Below are 20,329 nucleotides of genomic sequence, written 5' to 3'. Positions count from 1 at the left end.
GCGCCAGAAATCAGCGTCGGCATACGGGACTCACTGCGGTTGACAGTGTTGTCATCTGCCACGGTGTCGATGCTGATGGCGTTCGCCGCCACGGTGTCCAGCACCACGTTTTTGTGTGTGACGGCAGTCGCTTCGTTACCCACATCATCATGGCTAACCACCTTCACCTGCACATCATTGACGCCTTCTTTAAGCGTTCCTCTTGGCACCTCAATTTCGTACCGGAGTTGACCATGATCGTCGAAAACCGTGCCGTGGAATTCTTTTCCCTGAACAGTCAACGTCACCGGATCGCCCGCTTTGGCATCGCCACTGGCGACGCCGGTAATCAGCGTTGGCATGCGGTTTTCACTGGCGTTAACAACATCATCATTCGCCACTGTCTCGATGGTCACAGCATTCTGTGCCAGCAGATCGCTCTCGACATGATGCTCCGTAGAAACAGTCGTGGTATTCCCGGCATCATCGGTTGACGTTAACGTGGCGTGGAAAGTTGGGTCATTCAGCAACCCGTGAGTTAATACCGGGATGTTATACGTCAGCGGGCCATTGCCAGGATCGGTCACAATGCCGGTATATTCTTTGCCATCGACCAGTAAGGTCACGATATCGCCAGGTTTGGCGTCGCCGCCTACATGCCCATGGATGATGGTTTGCGTATGGAGAGATTCTTCGTAGTTAATCAGGTTGTCTGGCGTGACGTTATCTACCGTAATATCGATGCGCGGGCCGGTGATATCAATCAGCGCATTGTCGAAAGTTTGTGCCGTTCGACCCGACACATCGGTGGCCGTTGCCACCACGGTGACGTTCCCTGGCTGTAAACCACCCAGATCGGTATCGATAAACCAGTGACCGTTCCTCACAGGGACATCGACGGTGAATGTGTTTTTTTGGCTATCGGTGAAGGTCAGCGTGACGTGGTTCTGGTTACTGGTGCCGCTTAAATGCGTCCGGTGGAATTCATTCTTGTTAATGTAGCCGTCGTTGCCTGCAAACTCCGCAATAGTCACTTCTGGTGGGAAAAGACTGGCAGACCCGGACAGGATCCCCGCCACCGGCAGGTTGATATCGCCGTTTGGGCTACCCAGTCCCTTGGTGCCAAAACCCGCAGTAGGATCAACCACCTGCCCGGTCAGTTCAAGCTGAACCCGCGTGTGACCGCCACCGCCACCTTCCATCGACACCGGTTCGTCGTTGCCCGCTGCGGTCGCGTCAAGTATCTGCGTCGGATCCGCACCATCGGCGATGGCTTTTTGTACGGCGGCAATATCCTGGGCATCATGATTCGGATTATGGCTTACCTGTATCCCGTGCTCTCCCCAGTGGCTATTACGCCCAATATCTACCGTCTGCCCGTTAGGTAGAGAGATACTGACCGCGCCGCTGGCACCGGTCACAATTTCTTCACCGAGAGAGATCCTGTCGCCTTCATGAACAAGTCGTTGTGTGCCATTGGCTTCAACAACATAGACCTGTCCAATAATTGCTTTGATCACACCGAGTAATTTGCTCACCGTAACCTCACTTAAATACCATCATTATTTTTATAAACTCGTTAATATATTAACGAACAAAAAACACATTCTTTTAATGTAAACATTAATATTCAATGTGGAAAAAAACACATTTTTTAGAATGCATATACATGAGACTTGACTGGCAAATGAATATAATAAAAAATAACCAAAAATAAAACACGATGTGACAAAACATATCTCTGAATAGCTGATTGCAAGCGTCAATTAAGATAATTCATATTTGTTAATTAATATAACGTGTTTGTGAAAATGGATGATGGCGACGACAACTGGATGTCATAACCGTGTGATATAAGGCATTCCTGTCATGAAGAAGTTTTTCGTTTTTCTGCTTTCATGGTTTTCAATAAATTCCGTGTATGCAGAAGACTTACACAATACTGTTAAAGACGCATTAGCCAATCACCCTGAAGTTAATGCGGCTATAAATAGTCGCTATTCAGCAGAAAAAGAACTCCGTGCGGCACAAGGTGGATATTTACCCGCATTGAATTTAAATGCCGAAACCGGGCGTAAAAATATTGATGATGCGACCACCCGTGCCGCAGGCAGCACAAACGGGCTGACTCAATCCCCCAATGGCGCGACGCTCAGCCTGGAGCAAAATGTGTTTAATGGTTTTGCCACCCATAGCGACGTTGCACGACAAAAAGCGACCGTTGATTCACGGGCATTTGGCGTGATGAACACCAGCGAAAGCACCGCTTACACGGTAATTCAGGCCTATTTTGATGTGCTGCAGCGCGAGGAGTTTGTTCGCCTGGCAGAAGATGATCTCGCTAACCACGAGCGCATTTACGACCAGATAAAACTGCGTACCGATCAGGGCGTGGGCCGCTCCGGCGACTTTATGCAAGCGGAAGCTCGTCTGGCGCAGGCACGGAACAATTTGCTCACCGAGCAAACCAACCTGGAAGACGCGAAGACCACGTTTGTCAGTGTAAGCGGTCAAGATCCTGAAGGGTTAAGCCTGCCGGAAAGCATTGACGCGCAGCTCCCGACCTCACTTGCCGACGCCAAAAACCGGATGGAAAACAACAACCCGTTACTGAAGTCTGCCAACGCCGACATCGAAGCCGCACATCAGCAGTATGAAGCGTCAAAATCGACCTTCTACCCGCGTGTCGACGTTGAGCTGTCTCGGGGTATCAGCAATAACACCGATACCACCCGCGCGCACACTGAAGAGTGGGAAGCGATGGTAAAGCTGCATTACAACCTGTACCAGGGCGGCAGCGACAAAGCCAACATGGAATCTCGCGCCTACCTGCATAAACAGGCTCAGGATGTGCGCAATAACACCCTGCGCCAGTTGAATCAGGAGCTGCGCCTGGCGTGGACTGCATTACAAAATGCGCGCGCCCAGCTGCCGTCGGCGGAAGAATATGCCGACCGAAGCGTGAAAGTTCGCACCGCCTATCAGGACCAATTTAGTCTGGGTGAACGTACGCTGCTGGATTTACTCGACAGTGAAAATGAAGTGTTCTCCTCTAAACGTCGTCTGGTTGAATTACGTTACCTGGCCATGACCAGCGGGTATCGAATTAGCGAACGCACCGGTGAATTAATGAGTATTCTAAAAATCGCACCGCCGCCATCGGGGCAACCTGTAGATACCGCAGCAGGAAATAACCTGCCGGAACTTCATTAATCATTATTTATACAAATAAACATCTGAGCTGCACACTTATTATTAGCATGCTATTTTTAAGTCGTGCAGTCAGAAATGGTTGCTAAAATGAGTGCACAAGCTGAATTATTAAATGAAGTCCCGGAGAATTCTGATAGCACAAATTCTCAATATCATGATCCCCGTAGCTATAATGACGACCCTTTATTAGATAGCTTACTCATTCTGTGTTCTTTGCACGGTAAACCCGCCAGTCGAGCAACATTAAGCAGCGGCCTGCCATTAGAAAACGATCGGCTCACACTGAATATATTCCCCCGTGCCGCTGCACGCGCCGGTTTAAAAGCCCGGGTGGTGACGCGCGCGCTCGATAAAATCCCCGCCATGTCCCTGCCCGCCGTTCTGTTACTGCGCTCCGGGGGAACCGGGGTGTTACTGGGCTGGAATGATGACGGTAGCGCCCGCTTTATGCCCAGCGAAAGCGAAGGAGGCGAAATCACCGTCGATGCCACCACGCTTGCGCAGAACTATGCCGGCAAGGTAATTTTTGCTCACCCGCGTCACGAATTCGATTTGCAGGCAGAAGCATTTTTACCGCGTACTAAATCCTGGTTTAAAGATACGCTCAAGCTGTCGCGCTTTCTGTATATGGATGCCGTGCTGGCCAGTCTGCTGATCAACCTGATTGCGCTCGGCACGCCGCTATTTACCATGAACGTTTACGACCGCGTGGTGCCGAATCAGGCGACGGTAACCCTGTGGGTGCTGGCGGTTGGTATCTGCCTGGCTTTTGTCTTTGATCTGATCTTAAAAATGCTGCGCAGCATCTGCCTGGATATTGCTGGCAAAAAAAGCGATCTCATTATCTCCTCGACCCTGTTTGAACGCATTATCGGTATGGAGATGAAGGAGCGCCCTGCGCGCGTGGGCAGCTTCGCGCAAAACATCCACGAGTTTCAATCGCTGCGCGATTTTCTCTCCTCGCTCACCCTGACCACCATTATTGACCTGCCCTTTACCCTGCTGCTGCTGGTTGTCATCGGCATTATCGGCGGGGCGCTGGCGTGGATCCCGGTCCTCACGCTGCCGGTTGCGCTGCTGTGCAGCTGGGCATTGCAAAAACCGGTTAACGCCGCGGTGGAAAAAACCATGAGCCTGGCCAGCGAACGCCAGGCGCTGCTGATTGAAACATTAAGCAGCCTGGATGCCATCAAAGTGAATAATGCTCAGAGCGAGCGCCAGTATCTGTGGGAGCAAACGCTGGGTAGCCTGAGTCGTCTGGAACTGCGCGTGAAAACCTTGTCCAGCCTGGCAAGCAACCTGACCGGCTGGTTCCAGCAGCTCTCTGGCGTGGTAATGATCATCGTCGGCGTATACATGATAATCGGCGGCAAGCTGAGTATGGGCGGCCTGATCGCCTGCTACATGCTCAACGGTCGCGCCTTAATGCCGCTGGGCCAGTTAACCGGCCTGATTGCCCGCTATCAACAGGCGAAGCTGACCATCAAAAGTACCGAGAAAATGATGTCGCTGGCGCAGGAACGCCGGGCGGATGAAACGCCGCTCAAACGTGAACAACTGCAGGGCAGCATAGAATTTCGCGATGTGGACTTCAGCTACCCGGAACAAAAAAGCCTGTCGCTCAACAAGATCAACCTGACCATTTCGCCCGGTGAGCGTGTAGGCATTATCGGTCGTAGCGGCTCCGGTAAAAGCTCACTGAGTAAATTGATCGTTAATTTGTACCCGCCCAGTGCCGGTAACATCCTGATCGACGGTGTCGATGCGCGCCAGCTGGATGTCAACGATCTGCGCCACAGCATCGGCTACGTCCCGCAGGACATCCAGTTATTTAGCGGAACGCTACGCGACAACTTGCTTTGCGGCGCGCGCTATGTCGATGACGAAACTATGCTGCGCGCGGCAGAACTGGCGGGAGTGAACGACTTCGCCCGCCTGCACCCTGACGGCTATAACCTGCAGGTCGGCGAGCGTGGCTCGCGGCTTTCTGGCGGGCAACGCCAGGCCGTCGCGCTCGCACGTGCGTTATTACTCGATCCCCCTTTGCTGCTGCTGGATGAACCCACCAGTTCGATGGACAACACCAGCGAAGAGCAGATTAAACACGCGCTGGCCCCCTGCATTGCAGGTAAAACGCTATTACTGGTTACTCATCGCGCCTCAATGCTGTCGTTGGTTGACCGCCTGATTATTGTTGATAAAGGACGCATCATTGCCGACGGCCCGAAAGCGGTCGTGATGGATGCGTTAAAAAAGGGGCAGATAAATGCGTCTCGCTGATTTCCTGGCTCGCGCCCGCCGCTCTGTACAGCCCTACTTTCGTGCCCGCGATGAAAATCAAACTGACAGTATCAATGACGTCAGCCACGCCATTATTGATGACGCCCCGAGGGTGATTCGCCTGACGCTGTGGGTAATTCTGGCGTTGGTGCTGCTGGCCTTTGTGTGGGCGGGCTTTGCCAGCATCGACGAAGTGACGCGCGGCGAAGGTAAAGCGATCCCCTCGTCAAAACTGCAAAAGATACAGAACCTGGAAGGCGGGATTGTTACCGAGCTGTACGTGCATGAAGGACAAATCGTTAACGCCGGTACGCCGCTGTTGCATCTCGACGATACCCGTTTTGCCTCTAACGTCGGTGAAACAGAAGCCGATAAACTCGGCCTGCGGGCGAAGGTGGAACGCCTGACGGCAGAGGTTGAAAACCGGGACTTTGTTATCTCAGAAGAGATAGCCAGCAAAGCACCGGACGTCGCCCGCGGAGAAACAGAACTGTACAACAGCCGTCGCGCGCAATTTCACAACGAAATCTCCGGACTTGAAGAGCAGTTGGTACAGAAGAAACAGGAACTGCGCGATGTTGAATCAAAAGAAGATCAGTTTAAGCGCAGTCTCGGGTTAATTCGCCAGGAAATCAAAATGTCCGAGCCGCTGCTTGCCTCCGGGGCGATCTCAAAAGTCGAGCTGCTGCGTCTGCGCCGTACTGAAGTAGAAACCGCCGGGCAGTTAAATTCTATCAGCCTGACGTTGCCTAAAGTCGCTTCAGAAATAAAAGAGATTGAGAACAAAATTGGCGAAAGTCGCGGTCGCTTTCAAAGCGATGCGCTGGCCCAGTTAAACGAAGCCCGTACCAATCTGAGTAAGGCGCAGGCTAGCGTCAAAGCACTGGAAGACCGCGTGAATCGTACTATGGTCACCTCGCCGGTCCGCGGTATCGTCCAGCAGGTCATGGTGAATACCATCGGTGGGGTGATTCAACCCGGTAGCGATCTGGTGGAGATCGTCCCGCTTGATGACAAGCTGTTGGTTGAAGCCAAAATACAACCGCGCGATATTGCCTTCCTTCATCCGGGCCAGCACGCGATGGTGAAATTTACCGCCTACGACTACACCATCTACGGCGGCCTGCAAGGTGAAGTGGTACAGATAAGCCCGGATACGGTTACGGATAAACAGGGACGGAGTTTCTATATTGTCCGTTTGCAAACGGATAAAAACTATCTGGGGACGAAAGAGCACCCGATGTTGATTATTCCCGGTATGGTGGCCAGCGTCGATATTCTCACCGGTAAGAAGACGATTCTTAGCTATCTACTCAAACCGATTATCCGCGCACGTGCGGAAGCACTGAGAGAACGTTAATGGCTCTGCGCCCCCAGTCATAGCCCTGGGGGCGTACGCGGTTATGATGGGATATAAGAAGTGAGCTTTCCGCGATTCAGGCTAATTTTTCCATCGCTAACCAGTTCCTGTAATACCTTGTGGATGGCACTGCGCGAGATATGGTTACGCGCCAGAATAAAGGTATACACCGACGTTTTTTCGCGCACCTCAGGTGCCATCGCCCAAATATACTTCACATGTTCAATAATCAGCTCGCGAATAGTACGGTGCGATTGCAGGGTCTCGCGCTGAAAATAGCGTTGCAGATGGTGCGTTAAGATATCAAACGCCTGCTTCCATAAATTTTTAGCGGTGAACAGGAGATCGGCATTCTGCACGCTCATTGCCCACATTTCACAATCGGTGTCACAGCGTAAATAATGTCCTGCCACTTCGGTGCGCATTTGCGGTAGTCCGAGAATAGCGGGTGCTGAAATACTGACCGTGACCAGGTCATTTTCTACACGATAAACAGAGACCGTCCCTTTCTCCAGAAATAAGATATGTCCATCGACCTTCAGGTCAATACGCTGGCGTTTTTTCCGTAAGGAGAGCCAGGCGTTATCTGATTTCTTAATTTCATCACCAATAAGTACTACCGACTTCTCTATTTCATTCTGGAACATGGATATCTCTGCTACAAATTTATGCCTGACAAAAAAACAGAAACAAAAATAAATGCCAGCTTAATAACATGCTGACATTTATTTCCGTTTATATTTTTATGTTAATCCGGATGCTACGCACTACAGGTACGACTAACATCGCAACCATCATGGTTTCACCACCCGCATTCCCAGGTGCTTTGGCGCGTTTTCGGTGTGAACCGTGTTCTCGCGTGGTGATGCCGAACAGTATATTGCGCAGTCCAAAGAGAATTAATGCTTATCGCCTTTGTCATCATTATTTCTTCTTTCTCTTCTTTTCGCAATAGCCAGAAAGATACAATTATTTGATTCCTATATGTTTTATTTTCATTAACAAACCATTACTGTTGTTGTGCTATGATACTAAATTGCAACATTTCGCGGTTCTGGCTGCAGAATCTGACAGACATTGGTGGTCCTGATGGCCGGGATGTTTTTAATGCCACCCCACCAATGAAAGCATCATCAAGAGTAGAGACATCATGTCTGAGACTGGTAACATCAGTTATCTGATTGAAAGAAAAATCATCTTTACACCAGCGACTCAATGCCTGGCGAGAGTGGATCAACCCGAGCTACAGATAAAGCTCAAGCACTCAGCATCATTATGTCTTTTATTACTCATCCAAAATCACGGAAAAGTGGTTTCGCAAAACGAACTACTGGAATTTGGCTGGGGTGAAAACCATCGTCAGGCAAGCTTCAATGCCTTTTATCAGAGTATTCTCTCGCTGCGTAAAAGTTTACTTCAGTTAGAACTGGAAGCATCCTTTATCACAACCATTACCCGTAAAGGGCTGATCGTCCAGGACACATTTAGCATTGAGGAAATTGACACGCCGGAGAATTGCCCTGCGGCAATAGAAGAAGATTGGCCGCGCAATACCGACCTCGCTGAGTTTTCAGATAATACCGCACATAAAATACCGATCACCAGAACGGAATCTGTACTGGTCTTACTGACTATTATCGTCTGCGGTCTGATACTGTATCCGTGGAACACCCGTGATAATTATTTTTCCGGTTATATTGCCACCCCAAATACCCACTCAAACTGTAAGTATTATTTTAATAACGATGCCAGCGATTTCTCCCGACACACTGCTTTTATCGATAAGAACCCAGGGTTGTGCCAGGACAATAAATTTATCTATATAACGACGTATCCTGAGTCCAAAAAACTGTCAGTAATCCAGTGTCGCTCTCCTATAAACGGAGAGCAGAAGAAGAATACCTGTCAGTCGGTCTATTACCCACGGTACGATAGCTAATGAACTTACCTTCCCGCGCGCCCAAAATCAGAACACAAACAGGTATTATCCTGCTGCTTTGTCTTGTGGTTATCAGTATTGTGAGTTTTTGGCAGCAGGGTAAAAATCATAGCCATCTACATAATCTAGCCTGTCGCGCTACGATCGAGATCGTACGCGATACGGCCTCGTTTCGCGGGATCATCGATATCAAAAGTGGGGACAGTAAAGGTATTGTTAATATTGATGGCATCATCAAAGATGCAAACAACAGCGAGCAAACCGTGCAACGCATGGTGTTGTTTACCCACTCCAGCTATGGCTCAAGCCCGGTATGGGTATCGCAGAACATCCATATATCAAATCGTGAAACCGCCCCTGTCAGTATCATCCAGCAACTCCTGCCCGATTTCTTCCTGACCAATACCAGCGTCTCTAATGTCGATCTTTTCTCGCTGAATAAAGAAACCTACCTGATCACTAAAGAAGGCATCCCCTACCTGTACTGCCAGAATTATGACTTGCCCGAGAGTGAATAGTGACACCGTATTTTTGCGCTAAAGTGACGGGTGAATGTCTGGGGTAGTCGGTGATAAGATACTCTATTGTGGCTGAACTGAGGCTTGCCGTTGCAGCCCTTCAGGCTGCTTTCGATAGTGAAATTTATGGGTTTGTGTGAGTCTACAGGGGGTTCACATGAGACTGCCCGAGTACCTAAAAATATTAAAAAACGAGCATAATCAATATGAAAGAGTCACTTGATACGGACTTCACCAACCACACCCCCATGATGCAGCAGTATCTTAAGCTGAAGGCTCAGCACCCGGAGATCCTGCTGTTTTACCGCATGGGCGACTTTTACGAACTGTTTTATGACGATGCCAAACGTGCGTCGCAGCTGTTGGATATCTCGCTGACCAAGCGCGGCGCATCCGCGGGCGAACCGATCCCGATGGCGGGCATTCCCCACCACGCGGTAGAAAACTACCTCGCAAAACTGGTGAATCAGGGGGAGTCGGTTGCCATTTGCGAACAAATTGGCGACCCGGCCACCAGCAAAGGTCCGGTTGAGCGCAAAGTTGTCCGCATCGTCACGCCCGGTACCATCAGCGATGAAGCGTTGTTGCAGGAGCGTCAGGACAACCTGCTGGCCGCCATCTGGCAGGACAGCAAAGGCTACGGCTATGCCACGCTAGACATCAGCTCCGGGCGCTTTCGCGTCAGTGAACCAGCCGACCGTGAGACCATGGCGGCAGAATTACAGCGCACTAACCCGGCAGAACTGCTGTATGCCGAAGATTTCGCCGAGACCTCGCTGATCGAAGGCCGTCGCGGACTGCGTCGCCGTCCGCTGTGGGAATTTGAAATTGATACCGCCCGCCAGCAGCTTAACTTACAGTTTGGCACGCGGGACCTGAGTGGCTTTGGTGTCGAAAACGCACCGCGCGGCTTATGTGCCGCAGGCTGTCTGCTGCAATATGCGAAAGATACCCAGCGCACCTCGCTGCCGCATATTCGTTCCATCACCATGGAGCGCCAGCAGGACAGCATCATTATGGATGCCGCCACACGCCGGAATCTGGAGATTACCCAGAATCTGGCCGGCGGTATCGAAAATACGCTGGCCTCGGTGCTCGACTGCACAGTCACCCCGATGGGCAGCCGTATGCTTAAGCGCTGGCTGCATATGCCGGTTCGCGACACCAAAATCCTCACCGAACGTCAGCAGACGATCGGCGCCCTGCAGGATGTCACCAGCGAATTACAGCCGGTTCTGCGTCAGGTCGGCGATCTGGAGCGTATTCTGGCTCGCCTGGCACTGCGTACCGCGCGTCCACGCGATCTGGCCCGTATGCGCCACGCCTTTCAGCAATTACCTGAACTGCGTGCACAGCTGGAAGGCGTCGACAGCGCGCCGGTACAGATGCTGCGCGAGAAAATGGGCGAGTTCAGCGAACTGCGTGAACTGCTGGAACGCGCCGTCGTTGAAGCCCCGCCGGTACTGGTACGCGACGGTGGCGTCATTGCGCCAGGCTATAACGATGAACTGGACGAGTGGCGGGCGCTGGCCGATGGCGCGACCGACTATCTTGACCGACTGGAGATCCGCGAGCGTGAACGCACCGGGCTGGACACGCTTAAGGTTGGATTTAACGGTGTACACGGTTACTACATTCAGATCAGCCGCGGTCAAAGCCATCTGGCGCCCATTAACTACGTGCGCCGCCAGACGCTAAAAAATGCCGAACGCTACATCATTCCTGAACTCAAAGAGTACGAAGACAAAGTCCTGACCTCGAAGGGTAAAGCGTTGGCGCTGGAAAAACAGCTGTACGACGAACTCTTCGACATGCTGTTACCACACCTGGCGGATTTACAGCAGAGCGCCAGTGCGCTGGCCGAGCTCGACGTGCTGGTCAATCTGGCAGAACGGGCTTATACCCTGAATTACACCTGCCCGACCTTCACCGACAAACCCGGCATTCGTATTACCGAAGGCCGTCATCCGGTGGTTGAAAAGGTGCTGACCGAACCGTTTATTGCCAACCCGCTGAATCTTTCACCTCAGCGCCGGATGTTGATCATCACCGGGCCGAATATGGGCGGTAAAAGTACCTATATGCGCCAGACCGCACTGATCGCCCTACTGGCCTACATCGGCGGCTATGTTCCGGCACAAAAGGTTGAGATAGGTCCGATCGATCGCATCTTTACCCGCGTGGGCGCAGCGGATGACCTGGCGTCCGGTCGTTCGACCTTTATGGTTGAGATGACCGAAACCGCCAATATTTTGCATAACGCCACCGAAAACAGCCTGGTGTTGATGGATGAGATTGGGCGCGGCACCTCCACCTATGACGGTCTGTCGCTGGCATGGGCGTGCGCAGAAAATCTTGCCAATAAAATCAAAGCATTGACGCTGTTCGCAACCCACTACTTTGAACTGACTCAGTTAGCAGAGAAGATGGAAGGCGTTGCCAATGTGCATTTGGACGCATTAGAGCACGGCGATACGATTGCCTTTATGCATAGTGTGCAGGATGGTGCGGCAAGCAAAAGCTATGGTCTGGCCGTCGCTGCGCTGGCCGGTGTGCCGAAAGACGTCATCAAACGTGCGCGGCAAAAACTGCGCGAACTGGAAAGCATTACGCCAAATGCCGCCGCAACCCAGGTAGACGGGACGCAAATGTCGCTACTTTCAGCACCGGAAGAAACGTCTCCCGCTGTAGAAGCGCTGGAAAATCTCGACCCGGATTCCCTGACGCCGCGTCAGGCGCTGGAATGGATTTATCGGTTGAAGAGCCTGGTGTAACACTCGTTGTGCCCGATGTCGCTGCGCTCATCGGGCCTACAAAATACCGCTATATGCAAGCCGGGCATGGCAAAGCCACGCCCGGCATTTTGATTAGCGCTTACCTTCCGCCAGCAGCGGCGGGATGCTCGGCACCATTGGCGCGTCATCGATATCTTTTTGCGTCATGCGAAACGCCTGCGGGTAATGTTCGCGACTGGTACGGCGTAGCGGCTCGGTATCACGCCAGGTGTAAAGGCAGTGCTGGCACTGGTATACCGTCCAGACGCCTTTCACCGGCGAGGTTGCCATCACTTCAATATGTTCATCAGCACAACGTGGACAAATCATCTGCTACTCCTTATTTACGGTTGGCCAGCATGGCGGTCAGCTTTTCAGCCCAGGCTTTGGTTTCCGGTAAATCGCATACCGGCTGGCTGTAGTGACCACGGTTATCCGGTGCAACCGGGGTAGTGGCATCAATGATCAGCTTATCGGTGATCCCTGCCGGGCTGGAACCCGGATCCAACTCCAGCACCGACATGTTCGGTAACTGCACCAGATCGCCTGCCGGGTTGACCTTCGACGACAGCGCCCACATCACCTGCGGCAGGTTGAACGGGTCAACGTCCTCATCCACCATAATCACCATCTTCACGTAGCCCAGACCGTGCGGCGTGGTCATTGCCCGCAGGCCGACCGCGCGGGCAAAGCCGCCATAGCGTTTTTTAGTGGAGATAATCGCCAGCAGACCGTGGGTGTACATGGCATTCACCGCCTGTACCTCCGGGAATTCCGCTTTCAGTTGCTGATACAACGGCACACAGGTCGCAGGCCCCATCAGGTAGTCGATTTCGGTCCACGGCATACCCAAATACAGCGATTCAAAAATCGGTTTGGTGCAATAAGAGACTTTATCAATACGCACCACCGTCATATTGCGCCCCCCGGAATAGTGACCGGTAAACTCACCAAACGGGCCTTCGATTTCACGTTTGCGGCTTTCGATAACACCTTCGAGGATCACCTCAGAACCCCACGGCACGTCAAAACCGGTCAGTGGCGCGGTGGCGATCGGGTATGGGCTTTCACGCAGCGCACCCGCCATCTCATATTCAGACTGATCGTACTTCAGCGGCGTAGCGCCCATTAGGGTAATGATCGGATCGTTACCCAGGGTGATGGCAATCGGCAGATCTTCACCGCGTTCTTCGGCTTTATGCAGATGCAGCGCGATGTCGTGCATCGGTACCGGCTGCAGGCCAAGCTTACGTTTGCCCTTCACTTCCATGCGGTAGATGCCGACGTTTTGCTTGCCGAAGTTATCCGGATCCAGCGGATCGCGCGACACCACGCAAGCTTTGTCGAGATAGAAGCCCCCGTCGCCGTCGTTCAAACGAAACAGCGGCAGAATGTCGAACAGATTAATGTCTTCACCGTCGACGGTATTCTCAGCCCATGCCGGGTTCGCACGGCGCTCCGGGGCAATCGGAAATTTATCCCAGCGTCGGATAAACTCATCAATCTGTTTTCTGACCGGCGTATTGATCGGCAGCCCCATCGAAATGGCATGGTTTTGCCATGAGCCGATGGTGTTCATCGCCACACGGGCGTCGGTAAAGCCACGAATATTGTCAAACCACAATGCCGGTGCGCCATCGCCGATACGCCCTGTCGCATTAGCGGCCGCGGCCAGATCCGGCTCAGCGTTCACTTCTTCGCTGATTTTCAGCAATTGCCCCTGGTCGTCCAGCGCCTGCAAGAAACCGCGCAAATCATCAAATGCCATTATTCATTCTCCTGTGAAAAATTCTGCGCCGGTCGTAAACCCTGCCAGCGACGGGCGTTCGGATGTTCCAGACCAAACTGATCGAGGACGCGCGCCACAATGTGCTGCGTGATGTCGTCGATCGTTTGGGGATGGTTATAAAACGCGGGCATCGGCGGCACCATCGCGACGCCCATGCGGGAAAGCGCGAGCATATTTTCCAGATGGAGGGTACTCAGCGGCATTTCACGCGGCACCAGCACCAGTTTGCGCCCTTCCTTCAGCACCACGTCGGCAGCACGGCCCACCAGCCCTTCGGCATAGCCTGCGCGAATTCCGGCCAGCGTTTTCATGCTGCAGGGAATAATAATCATGCCGTTGGTGTGAAATGAGCCGGAAGAGATCGTCGCCGACTGGTCCGCCGGGTTGTGGCAATAATCCGCCAGCGCAGACACCTCGCGGACGCTATAAGGCGTTTCCAGTTCAATGGTGGTTTTCGCCCACTTCGACAGCACCAGATGTGTTTCCACCTCCGGCATTTCCCGCAGCGCCTGTAGCAGCGACACACCAAGCGGTGCTCCCGTTGCACCGGTCATCCCTACGATCAGTCTCATTCAGCTCCTCAATATTTGTTCGTGTACGAACATTTTAGCTAAAATACGCTCTCGATACATTTCAGGCAAGGGTGACTCGCACAGATAGCTAAAGAAACGATCGTTAAAAAATGGCGCATTACCCGCTATGATAGAAGCCGACCGCGATCCCGGAGTCCCTATGCCGTTACGAAATAAAGCCTTTCACCTGTTACGTCAGCTTTTCCAGCAGCATACGTCACGCTGGCAGCACGAATTACCGGAGCTCACCAAGCCGCAGTACGCAGTGATGCGCGCTATTGCCGAGCATCCCGGCATTGAACAGGTTGCTCTCACCGAAGCCGCGGTCTGCACCAAGGCCACGCTTGCCGAGCTGCTGAGCCGTATGGAAAAGCGTGAGCTGGTCAGGCGTGAACACTTCCCGGCGGATAAGCGTCGTCGGTTTGTCTATTTGACTGAGCAAGGTGAGGCACTACTGGCAAGCGCAGCGCCGCTGGGCGATAGCATTGATGATGAGTTTCTGGGCAGGTTGAGCGAGGAAGAGCGTGAACAGTTCACGCAACTGGTACGCAAGATGATGGGGTAATTCTGCCGGATGGCAATAAACCAAGAAAAAGGCCAGCCTCACTGAGACTGGCCTTTCTTGATAGAACTGTGCTTACTCGCGGAACAGCGCTTCGATATTCAGTCCCTGTGTCTGCAGGATTTCACGCAGACGACGCAGACCTTCAACCTGAATCTGACGAACACGTTCACGAGTGAGACCAATTTCACGGCCCACATCTTCCAGTGTCGCAGCTTCATACCCTAGCAGACCGAAACGACGTGCCAGCACTTCACGCTGTTTGGCGTTCAGTTCGAACAGCCATTTGACGATGCTCTGTTTCATATCATCGTCTTGCGTGGTGTCTTCCGGACCGTTTTCCTTTTCGTCGGCCAGAATATCCAGCAACGCTTTTTCGGAATCGCCACCCAGCGGGGTGTCTACCGAGGTAATGCGCTCGTTGAGTCGGAGCATACGGCTGACGTCATCAACCGGTTTATCCAGTTGTTCAGCAATCTCTTCTGCGCTCGGTTCGTGGTCCAGTTTATGCGACAACTCACGCGCGGTACGCAGATAGACGTTCAGCTCTTTTACTATATGGATCGGCAGTCGGATCGTACGGGTTTGGTTCATAATCGCCCGTTCGATCGTCTGGCGGATCCACCAGGTTGCGTATGTTGAGAAGCGGAACCCGCGCTCCGGGTCAAACTTCTCGACGGCACGGATAAGCCCCAGATTGCCCTCTTCAATCAGATCCAGCAATGCCAGACCACGATTGCCATAACGACGGGCAATTTTAACCACCAGACGCAGGTTACTTTCAATCATGCGACGGCGAGAGGCTACATCTCCACGCAATGCGCGACGCGCGAAATACACTTCTTCTTCGGCTGTTAACAGTGGCGAATAACCAATCTCACCAAGGTAAAGCTGAGTCGCGTCCAACACACGCTGTGTGGCCCCTTGCGATAACAGCTCCTCTTCAGCCAGGTCGTTATCACTGGGTTCCTCTTCACTCAAGGCTTTTTCATCAAAAGCCTCTACTCCGTTCTCATCAAATTCCGCGTCTTCATTTAAATCATGAACTTTCAGCGTATTCTGACTCATAAAGGTGGCTCCTACCCGTGATCCCTAAACGGAACAAGCAAGTGAAAGCCTGGTTCCGCCGAATTATCGCTGCGGTAAATAGCGCAGCGGGTTTACGGATTTCCCCTTGTAACGAATTTCAAAATGCAAGCGTGTAGAGCTGGTTCCGGTGCTACCCATGGTAGCTATTTTCTGCCCCGCCTTGATTTCTTGTTGCTCCCGAACCAGCATTGTATCGTTATGGGCGTAGGCACTCAGGTAATCATCGTTGTGTTTGATGATAATAAGATTACCGTAACCGCGCAGTGCGTTACCGGCATATACGACGCGTCCATCTGCGGTCGCGACAATAGCCTGTCCCTTACTGCCTGCAATGTCGATCCCTTTATTGCCACCTTCGGTAGCCGCAAAGTTTTCAATCACTTTACCGTCAGTCGGCCAACGCCAGGTGGAGATTGGCGCACTGGTAGACGTTGAGCTTGCAGTCGATTCGGTTGCGCTAACTGCTGGTGCCGTTACTGGCGCTGTGACAACTGTCCCAGCAGGCTTGTTGTTCGGCAACATTTTGTTAGCACTTTGTTCACCTGAATCCTCAGAATACGTAATTGTTGGTTTCGAAGCAACAGCGACGGTGGAATTTTGTGCAGGGTTGGTCACAACTCCTTGCTGTGCTGCATCCGCCTGGGTGATGGCATTGCCGCCGGTAATCGGCGCACCCGATGCGTTGCCCACTTGCAGAGTTTGTCCCACATTCAGGCCATACGGGGCCGGAACGTTATTGCGTTGTGCGAGGTCACGGAAATCGTTCCCGGTTATCCAGGCAATATAGAAAAGTGTGTCACCTTTCTTAACTGTATAGGTGCTGCCGCCGGTATAGCTCCCTTTCGGAATGTTCCCATACTTACGGTTGTACACAATGCGTCCGTTTTCCGTCTGCACTGGCTGTTCAGCAACGGGCTGAATTTGTGTTGACTGCGTGGTTGGACGCTGCACCGGTTGGATCTGCGGCGTTTGCTGTGCGGTCGCCGTCGTGCCCATTTTAGGTGGAGGCGTGATTAGCATGCCAGAATTGGTGTTCGTTGGCGCACCGCCATCAACAGAGTTGACCGGCGCAGGCGGATTCGAGGTGTTAGAACAGCCTGCCAGCCATAACGAAACCAGTGACAATGCCGCCATGCGGCGAACGGTAAATTTGTGGCTTCCCGCGCTCATTTATCCCCCAGGAAAATTTGGTTAACAACCAGTGACGTAATCACCGTGCAAGGCATCGGGCTGGACACTGGAAAACGTGACCACGATACGCTTACTAATTCCAGAATATCCAGGAAAACTCCAGGTATTCAGAACCTATATCTACGCTAACTCCCCTTTAACTAAGGGTACGAAGCGTACAGCCTCCACGGTATCGATAATAAATTCGCCTCCCCGACGACGCACCCGTTTCAAATACTGGTGCTCGTCGCCCACGGGTAAGACGAGAATGCCGCCTTCATCCAACTGCGTCATTAACGCGGTAGGGATTTCCGGCGGTGCTGCTGTCACAATGATGGCGTCAAACGGCGCTCGTGCCTGCCAGCCTTGCCATCCATCACCATGACGGGTCGAAACATTATGTAAATCAAGCTGTTTCAGACGACGACGCGCCTGCCACTGCAAACCTTTAATGCGCTCGACAGAACACACATGCTGCACCAGATGCGCCAGAATCGCTGTCTGGTAACCGGAACCGGTGCCGATTTCCAGCACCCGCGATTGTGGCGTCAGCTCAAGCAACTCGGTCATACGTGCGACCATATAAGGCTGCGAAATCGTCTGCCCCTGACCAATGGGCAGGGCGATGTTTTCCCAGGCCTTATGTTCAAACGCCTCATCAATGAATTTTTCACGCGGCACGGCGGCGAGCGCATCAAGGACAAGCTCATCTCTGATGCCCTGCGCACGTAATTGTTCAAGAAGAGTGTGTACGCGTCTGCTTACCATTGCGTGTCGACTCCCACGCTGTCTAACCAATCAGAAACAACCTGATGCGCGCCGTATGCGGTTAAATCAACATGCAGCGGCGTGACAGAAACATAGCCTTCATCGACGGCAGCAAAGTCAGTATCCGGCCCGGCATCGCATTTTTCGCCCGGCGGCCCAATCCAGTACAACGTGTTACCGCGCGGGTCCTGCTGTGGAATAACCTGATCCGCCGGATGGCGACTGCCGCAGCGGGTAACGCGAATACCTTTAATCTGATCCAGCGGCAAGTCCGGGACGTTGATATTCAGAATACGCCCGGTACGCAGCGGTTCGCGGCTCAGCGCACGTAAAATGCGGCAGGTAATCGCGGCTGCGGTATCGTAGTGTTTATGACCATCCAGTGAGACCGCCAGCGCGGGAAAGCCCAGGTGCCGGCCTTCCATCGCTGCCGCAACGGTTCCAGAATAGATAACATCGTCACCCAGATTAGGACCAGCGTTAATCCCGGAAACTACGATGTCCGGACGCGGACGCATTAACGCGTTTACGCCCAGATAGACGCAGTCGGTAGGCGTGCCCATTTGCACGGCGATATCACCGTTTTCAAAGGTGAAGGTGCGAAGCGAAGATTCCAGCGTCAGCGAGTTAGACGCGCCACTGCGGTTACGATCCGGGGCAACTACCTGTACGTCAGCAAACTCACGCAGCGCTTTCGCCAGCGTTTGTATACCGGGCGCGTGGACCCCATCATCGTTACTCAGCAATATACGCATAATCACCCGTTGTGTTAATAAGTTCCCTTACTACACTGGTGGCAAAGCTACCTGCCGGTAGCCAGAAGCGTAACTCAACGGTTACGTCATCCCACCAGTTCCAGCTTAATTGTTGTGGGTACAGCAGCATAGCGCGACGCGATGCGTCGACTTTCTCACGCAATAATAAAGACTGCAGCACGCTTTCATCGGCAATGGCGGCCTGTTCAAACGCCAGCGCATCGCGCTGAGTTCCCCACTCACCGCAGCCGGGTAATGCCGCTGTAATCATTAACTCTCTTTCATTAACGCGACGCTGTAATTCAGCCTGTTCTTCAGGAGTGGCAACAAACCAGCTTCCGCGTCCAGACAATTGTAGCGCATCGCCGTCAACAACTTGATTAAAGTCTGTTTTTTTCAATCGTTCATTGACTATTTGATTAAACAACGCGCTGCGGGCTGCCGACAACCAAAAACTGCGTTTATTGCGATCGCGCACCGGTGCATCGCTTTGCGCCCAGCGCAGCGCCCCTTGCAGGTTACTGCCGGCGATGCCAAAACGTTGGGCACCAAAATAGTTCGGTACGCCGCGCTCGAGAATAGCCTGCAAACGTGCTTCAACGTCAGCGCGATCGCTGACTTCACGCAGCACCACCGTAAAGCCGTTACCTTTCAGGGCACCTAAACGCAGCTTACGCTTGTGACGGGCGTACTCCAGCACTTTACAGCCTTCAAGCTCAAATTTGCTTAAATCAGGCATGACATTGCCCGGCACGCGCGCGCACAGCCACTGTTCAGTGACCGCATGCTTATCTTTCTGCCCGGCAAAGCTGACTTCACGGGCATGAATTTTCAAAAACTTTGCCAGTGCATCGGCGACAAAACGAGTGTTACAGCCGTTCTTAAGGATGCGTACCAGAACGTGTTCGCCTTCTCCGTCCGGTTCAAAGCCTAAATCTTCGACCACCACAAAGTCTTCTGGATTCGCCTTCAATACGCCACGGCCCTGCGGTTTACCGTGGAGATACGTCAGATTTTCAAACTCTGTCATTTTGCAGCCTTTATGAGTAACGCCACCGCTTCACAGGCAATCCCTTCCCCACGCCCGGTAAAACCGAGTTTCTCCGTGGTGGTCGCTTTCACGTTAACATCATCCATATGACAGCCAAGATCTTCGGCAATAAACACGCGCATTTGTGGAATGTGCGGCAGCATCTTCGGTGCCTGCGCAATAATGGTCACATCCACATTGCCGAGCGTGTAGCCTTTGGCCTGAATACGACGCCAGGCTTCACGTAATAATTCGCGGCTATCTGCCCCTTTAAAGGCCGGATCGGTGTCCGGGAACAGTTTACCGATATCGCCCAGCGCTGCCGCGCCCAGCAGCGCATCAGTCAGCGCATGTAACGCGACGTCGCCATCAGAATGCGCCAGCAGCCCCTTTTCGTACGGGATGCGCACGCCACCAATGATAATTGGGCCTACGCCGCCAAAGGCGTGTACATCAAAACCGTGTCCAATTCGCATTATGCATTCTCCTGATATACACATCATCCTTCAAGCGGCCTCTTTGTTGGCTGCC

Annotated in this window: 18 protein-coding genes; 7 read left to right on the top strand and 11 right to left on the bottom strand. The window is 52.6% G+C overall.

Annotated elements, in window-relative coordinates; genetic code table 11:
- A partial coding sequence (locus tag FDX22_RS02290) for a retention module-containing protein (protein WP_146716658.1) occupies window positions 1-1,517 on the bottom strand: 1,517 nt, incomplete at its 3' end.
- Between the two features lie 331 nt (window positions 1,518-1,848).
- On the opposite strand from FDX22_RS02290, the gene FDX22_RS02285 reads away from it, so the two are divergent.
- The 3 genes from FDX22_RS02285 (at window position 1,849) to FDX22_RS02275 (ending at window position 6,832) form a co-directional block, all read left to right on the top strand.
- On the top strand, window positions 1,849-3,192 hold the full coding sequence (locus FDX22_RS02285; RefSeq protein ID WP_135911502.1) for a TolC family outer membrane protein: 1,344 nt from the start codon (window positions 1,849-1,851) through the stop codon (window positions 3,190-3,192).
- Between the two features lie 75 nt (window positions 3,193-3,267).
- A complete protein-coding gene (locus FDX22_RS02280) occupies window positions 3,268-5,472 on the top strand; it encodes a type I secretion system permease/ATPase (RefSeq protein WP_146716657.1) in 2,205 nt (734 codons plus the stop codon).
- Window positions 5,459-6,832, top strand: a complete 1,374-nt coding sequence (locus FDX22_RS02275; protein ID WP_096755933.1) for an HlyD family type I secretion periplasmic adaptor subunit — start codon at window positions 5,459-5,461, stop codon at window positions 6,830-6,832. The genes FDX22_RS02280 and FDX22_RS02275 overlap by 14 nt, the downstream gene beginning before the upstream one ends.
- Before the next feature lie 41 nt (window positions 6,833-6,873).
- Here FDX22_RS02275 and FDX22_RS02270 read toward each other — a convergent pair whose 3' ends face one another.
- Window positions 6,874-7,479 (bottom strand): helix-turn-helix domain-containing protein, encoded by a 606-nt coding sequence (locus FDX22_RS02270; protein WP_096755932.1) that lies wholly within the window; start codon window positions 7,477-7,479, stop codon window positions 6,874-6,876.
- Window positions 7,480-7,982: 503 nt separating this feature from the next.
- Here FDX22_RS02270 and FDX22_RS02265 point away from each other — a divergent pair.
- The 3 genes from FDX22_RS02265 to mutS all read left to right on the top strand — a co-directional run bounded on the left by FDX22_RS02265 (window position 7,983) and on the right by mutS (window position 12,063).
- A complete protein-coding gene (locus tag FDX22_RS02265; protein WP_146716656.1) occupies window positions 7,983-8,771 on the top strand; it encodes a winged helix-turn-helix domain-containing protein in 789 nt (262 codons plus the stop codon).
- 80 nt (window positions 8,772-8,851) lie between these two features.
- Window positions 8,852-9,289 (top strand): hypothetical protein, encoded by a 438-nt coding sequence (locus FDX22_RS02260; RefSeq protein ID WP_249424330.1) that lies wholly within the window; start codon window positions 8,852-8,854, stop codon window positions 9,287-9,289.
- A 206-nt stretch (window positions 9,290-9,495) separates the two neighbouring features.
- Window positions 9,496-12,063, top strand: a complete 2,568-nt coding sequence (gene mutS / locus FDX22_RS02255; RefSeq protein ID WP_146716655.1) for a DNA mismatch repair protein MutS — start codon at window positions 9,496-9,498, stop codon at window positions 12,061-12,063.
- 93 nt (window positions 12,064-12,156) lie between these two features.
- Here the strand turns inward: mutS and FDX22_RS02250 are convergent, their stop codons facing one another.
- From FDX22_RS02250 to FDX22_RS02240, 3 genes are read right to left on the bottom strand one after another with little or no spacing between them, the layout of a single operon-like run.
- Window positions 12,157-12,393: a non-oxidative hydroxyarylic acid decarboxylases subunit D gene (locus tag FDX22_RS02250; RefSeq protein WP_096755928.1), complete on the bottom strand. Its 237-nt coding sequence runs from the start codon at window positions 12,391-12,393 to the stop codon at window positions 12,157-12,159.
- A 10-nt stretch (window positions 12,394-12,403) separates the two neighbouring features.
- Entirely contained in the window at window positions 12,404-13,831 is a 1,428-nt protein-coding gene (locus FDX22_RS02245; RefSeq protein ID WP_146716654.1) for a non-oxidative hydroxyarylic acid decarboxylases subunit C, read from the bottom strand.
- The gene (locus FDX22_RS02240) at window positions 13,831-14,424 is read right to left on the bottom strand and encodes a non-oxidative hydroxyarylic acid decarboxylases subunit B (protein WP_146716653.1); all 594 of its coding nucleotides are present in this window, start codon (window positions 14,422-14,424) and stop codon (window positions 13,831-13,833) included. Before FDX22_RS02240 ends, FDX22_RS02245 begins: the two co-directional genes overlap by 1 nt.
- Before the next feature lie 160 nt (window positions 14,425-14,584).
- Between FDX22_RS02240 and FDX22_RS02235 the strand changes: the two genes are divergently transcribed.
- The gene (locus FDX22_RS02235) at window positions 14,585-14,989 is read left to right on the top strand and encodes a MarR family winged helix-turn-helix transcriptional regulator (RefSeq protein WP_146716652.1); all 405 of its coding nucleotides are present in this window, start codon (window positions 14,585-14,587) and stop codon (window positions 14,987-14,989) included.
- Window positions 14,990-15,061: 72 nt separating this feature from the next.
- On the opposite strand, the gene rpoS is transcribed toward FDX22_RS02235, so the two are convergent.
- The 6 genes from rpoS to ispF all read right to left on the bottom strand — a co-directional run bounded on the left by rpoS (window position 15,062) and on the right by ispF (window position 20,274).
- Window positions 15,062-16,054, bottom strand: coding sequence for an RNA polymerase sigma factor RpoS (rpoS, locus tag FDX22_RS02230; RefSeq protein ID WP_000081498.1), 993 nt, complete (start codon window positions 16,052-16,054; stop codon window positions 15,062-15,064).
- Between the two features lie 63 nt (window positions 16,055-16,117).
- A complete protein-coding gene (nlpD, locus tag FDX22_RS02225) occupies window positions 16,118-17,200 on the bottom strand; it encodes a murein hydrolase activator NlpD (protein WP_310471111.1) in 1,083 nt (360 codons plus the stop codon).
- A gap of 186 nt (window positions 17,201-17,386) precedes the next feature.
- On the bottom strand, window positions 17,387-18,013 hold the full coding sequence (gene pcm, locus FDX22_RS02220; protein ID WP_096755923.1) for a protein-L-isoaspartate O-methyltransferase: 627 nt from the start codon (window positions 18,011-18,013) through the stop codon (window positions 17,387-17,389).
- A complete protein-coding gene (gene surE / locus FDX22_RS02215) occupies window positions 18,007-18,768 on the bottom strand; it encodes a 5'/3'-nucleotidase SurE (protein WP_096755922.1) in 762 nt (253 codons plus the stop codon). Before surE ends, pcm begins: the two co-directional genes overlap by 7 nt.
- A complete protein-coding gene (truD, locus tag FDX22_RS02210; RefSeq protein ID WP_115257612.1) occupies window positions 18,749-19,798 on the bottom strand; it encodes a tRNA pseudouridine(13) synthase TruD in 1,050 nt (349 codons plus the stop codon). The genes surE and truD overlap by 20 nt, the downstream gene beginning before the upstream one ends.
- Window positions 19,795-20,274: a 2-C-methyl-D-erythritol 2,4-cyclodiphosphate synthase gene (ispF, locus tag FDX22_RS02205; protein WP_096755920.1), complete on the bottom strand. Its 480-nt coding sequence runs from the start codon at window positions 20,272-20,274 to the stop codon at window positions 19,795-19,797. The genes truD and ispF overlap by 4 nt, the downstream gene beginning before the upstream one ends.
- Window positions 20,275-20,329: the final 55 nt, after the last annotated feature.

The sequence above is a fragment of the Citrobacter sp. TBCS-14 genome (assembly GCF_005280805.1).
Taxonomy (GTDB): domain Bacteria; phylum Pseudomonadota; class Gammaproteobacteria; order Enterobacterales; family Enterobacteriaceae; genus Citrobacter; species Citrobacter gillenii.
Note: the sequence above shows the minus strand (reverse complement) of the source record. Positions and strands in the feature narration are given on the sequence as shown.

What these genes read in the sequence shown, in the direction of transcription:
- FDX22_RS02285 (WP_135911502.1), top strand. Translation starts at nt 1,849, where the DNA reads ATGAAGAAGTTTTTCGTTTTTCTGCTTTCATGGTTTTCAATAAATTCC.
- FDX22_RS02280 (WP_146716657.1), top strand. Translation starts at nt 3,268, where the DNA reads ATGGTTGCTAAAATGAGTGCACAAGCTGAATTATTAAATGAAGTCCCG.
- FDX22_RS02275 (WP_096755933.1), top strand. Translation starts at nt 5,459, where the DNA reads ATGCGTCTCGCTGATTTCCTGGCTCGCGCCCGCCGCTCTGTACAGCCC.
- FDX22_RS02270 (WP_096755932.1), bottom strand. Translation starts at nt 7,479, where the DNA reads ATGTTCCAGAATGAAATAGAGAAGTCGGTAGTACTTATTGGTGATGAA.
- FDX22_RS02265 (WP_146716656.1), top strand. Translation starts at nt 7,983, where the DNA reads ATGTCTGAGACTGGTAACATCAGTTATCTGATTGAAAGAAAAATCATC.
- mutS (WP_146716655.1), top strand. Translation starts at nt 9,496, where the DNA reads ATGAAAGAGTCACTTGATACGGACTTCACCAACCACACCCCCATGATG.
- FDX22_RS02250 (WP_096755928.1), bottom strand. Translation starts at nt 12,393, where the DNA reads ATGATTTGTCCACGTTGTGCTGATGAACATATTGAAGTGATGGCAACC.
- FDX22_RS02245 (WP_146716654.1), bottom strand. Translation starts at nt 13,831, where the DNA reads ATGGCATTTGATGATTTGCGCGGTTTCTTGCAGGCGCTGGACGACCAG.
- FDX22_RS02240 (WP_146716653.1), bottom strand. Translation starts at nt 14,424, where the DNA reads ATGAGACTGATCGTAGGGATGACCGGTGCAACGGGAGCACCGCTTGGT.
- FDX22_RS02235 (WP_146716652.1), top strand. Translation starts at nt 14,585, where the DNA reads ATGCCGTTACGAAATAAAGCCTTTCACCTGTTACGTCAGCTTTTCCAG.
- rpoS (WP_000081498.1), bottom strand. Translation starts at nt 16,054, where the DNA reads ATGAGTCAGAATACGCTGAAAGTTCATGATTTAAATGAAGACGCGGAA.
- pcm (WP_096755923.1), bottom strand. Translation starts at nt 18,013, where the DNA reads ATGGTAAGCAGACGCGTACACACTCTTCTTGAACAATTACGTGCGCAG.
- surE (WP_096755922.1), bottom strand. Translation starts at nt 18,768, where the DNA reads ATGCGTATATTGCTGAGTAACGATGATGGGGTCCACGCGCCCGGTATA.
- truD (WP_115257612.1), bottom strand. Translation starts at nt 19,798, where the DNA reads ATGACAGAGTTTGAAAATCTGACGTATCTCCACGGTAAACCGCAGGGC.
- ispF (WP_096755920.1), bottom strand. Translation starts at nt 20,274, where the DNA reads ATGCGAATTGGACACGGTTTTGATGTACACGCCTTTGGCGGCGTAGGC.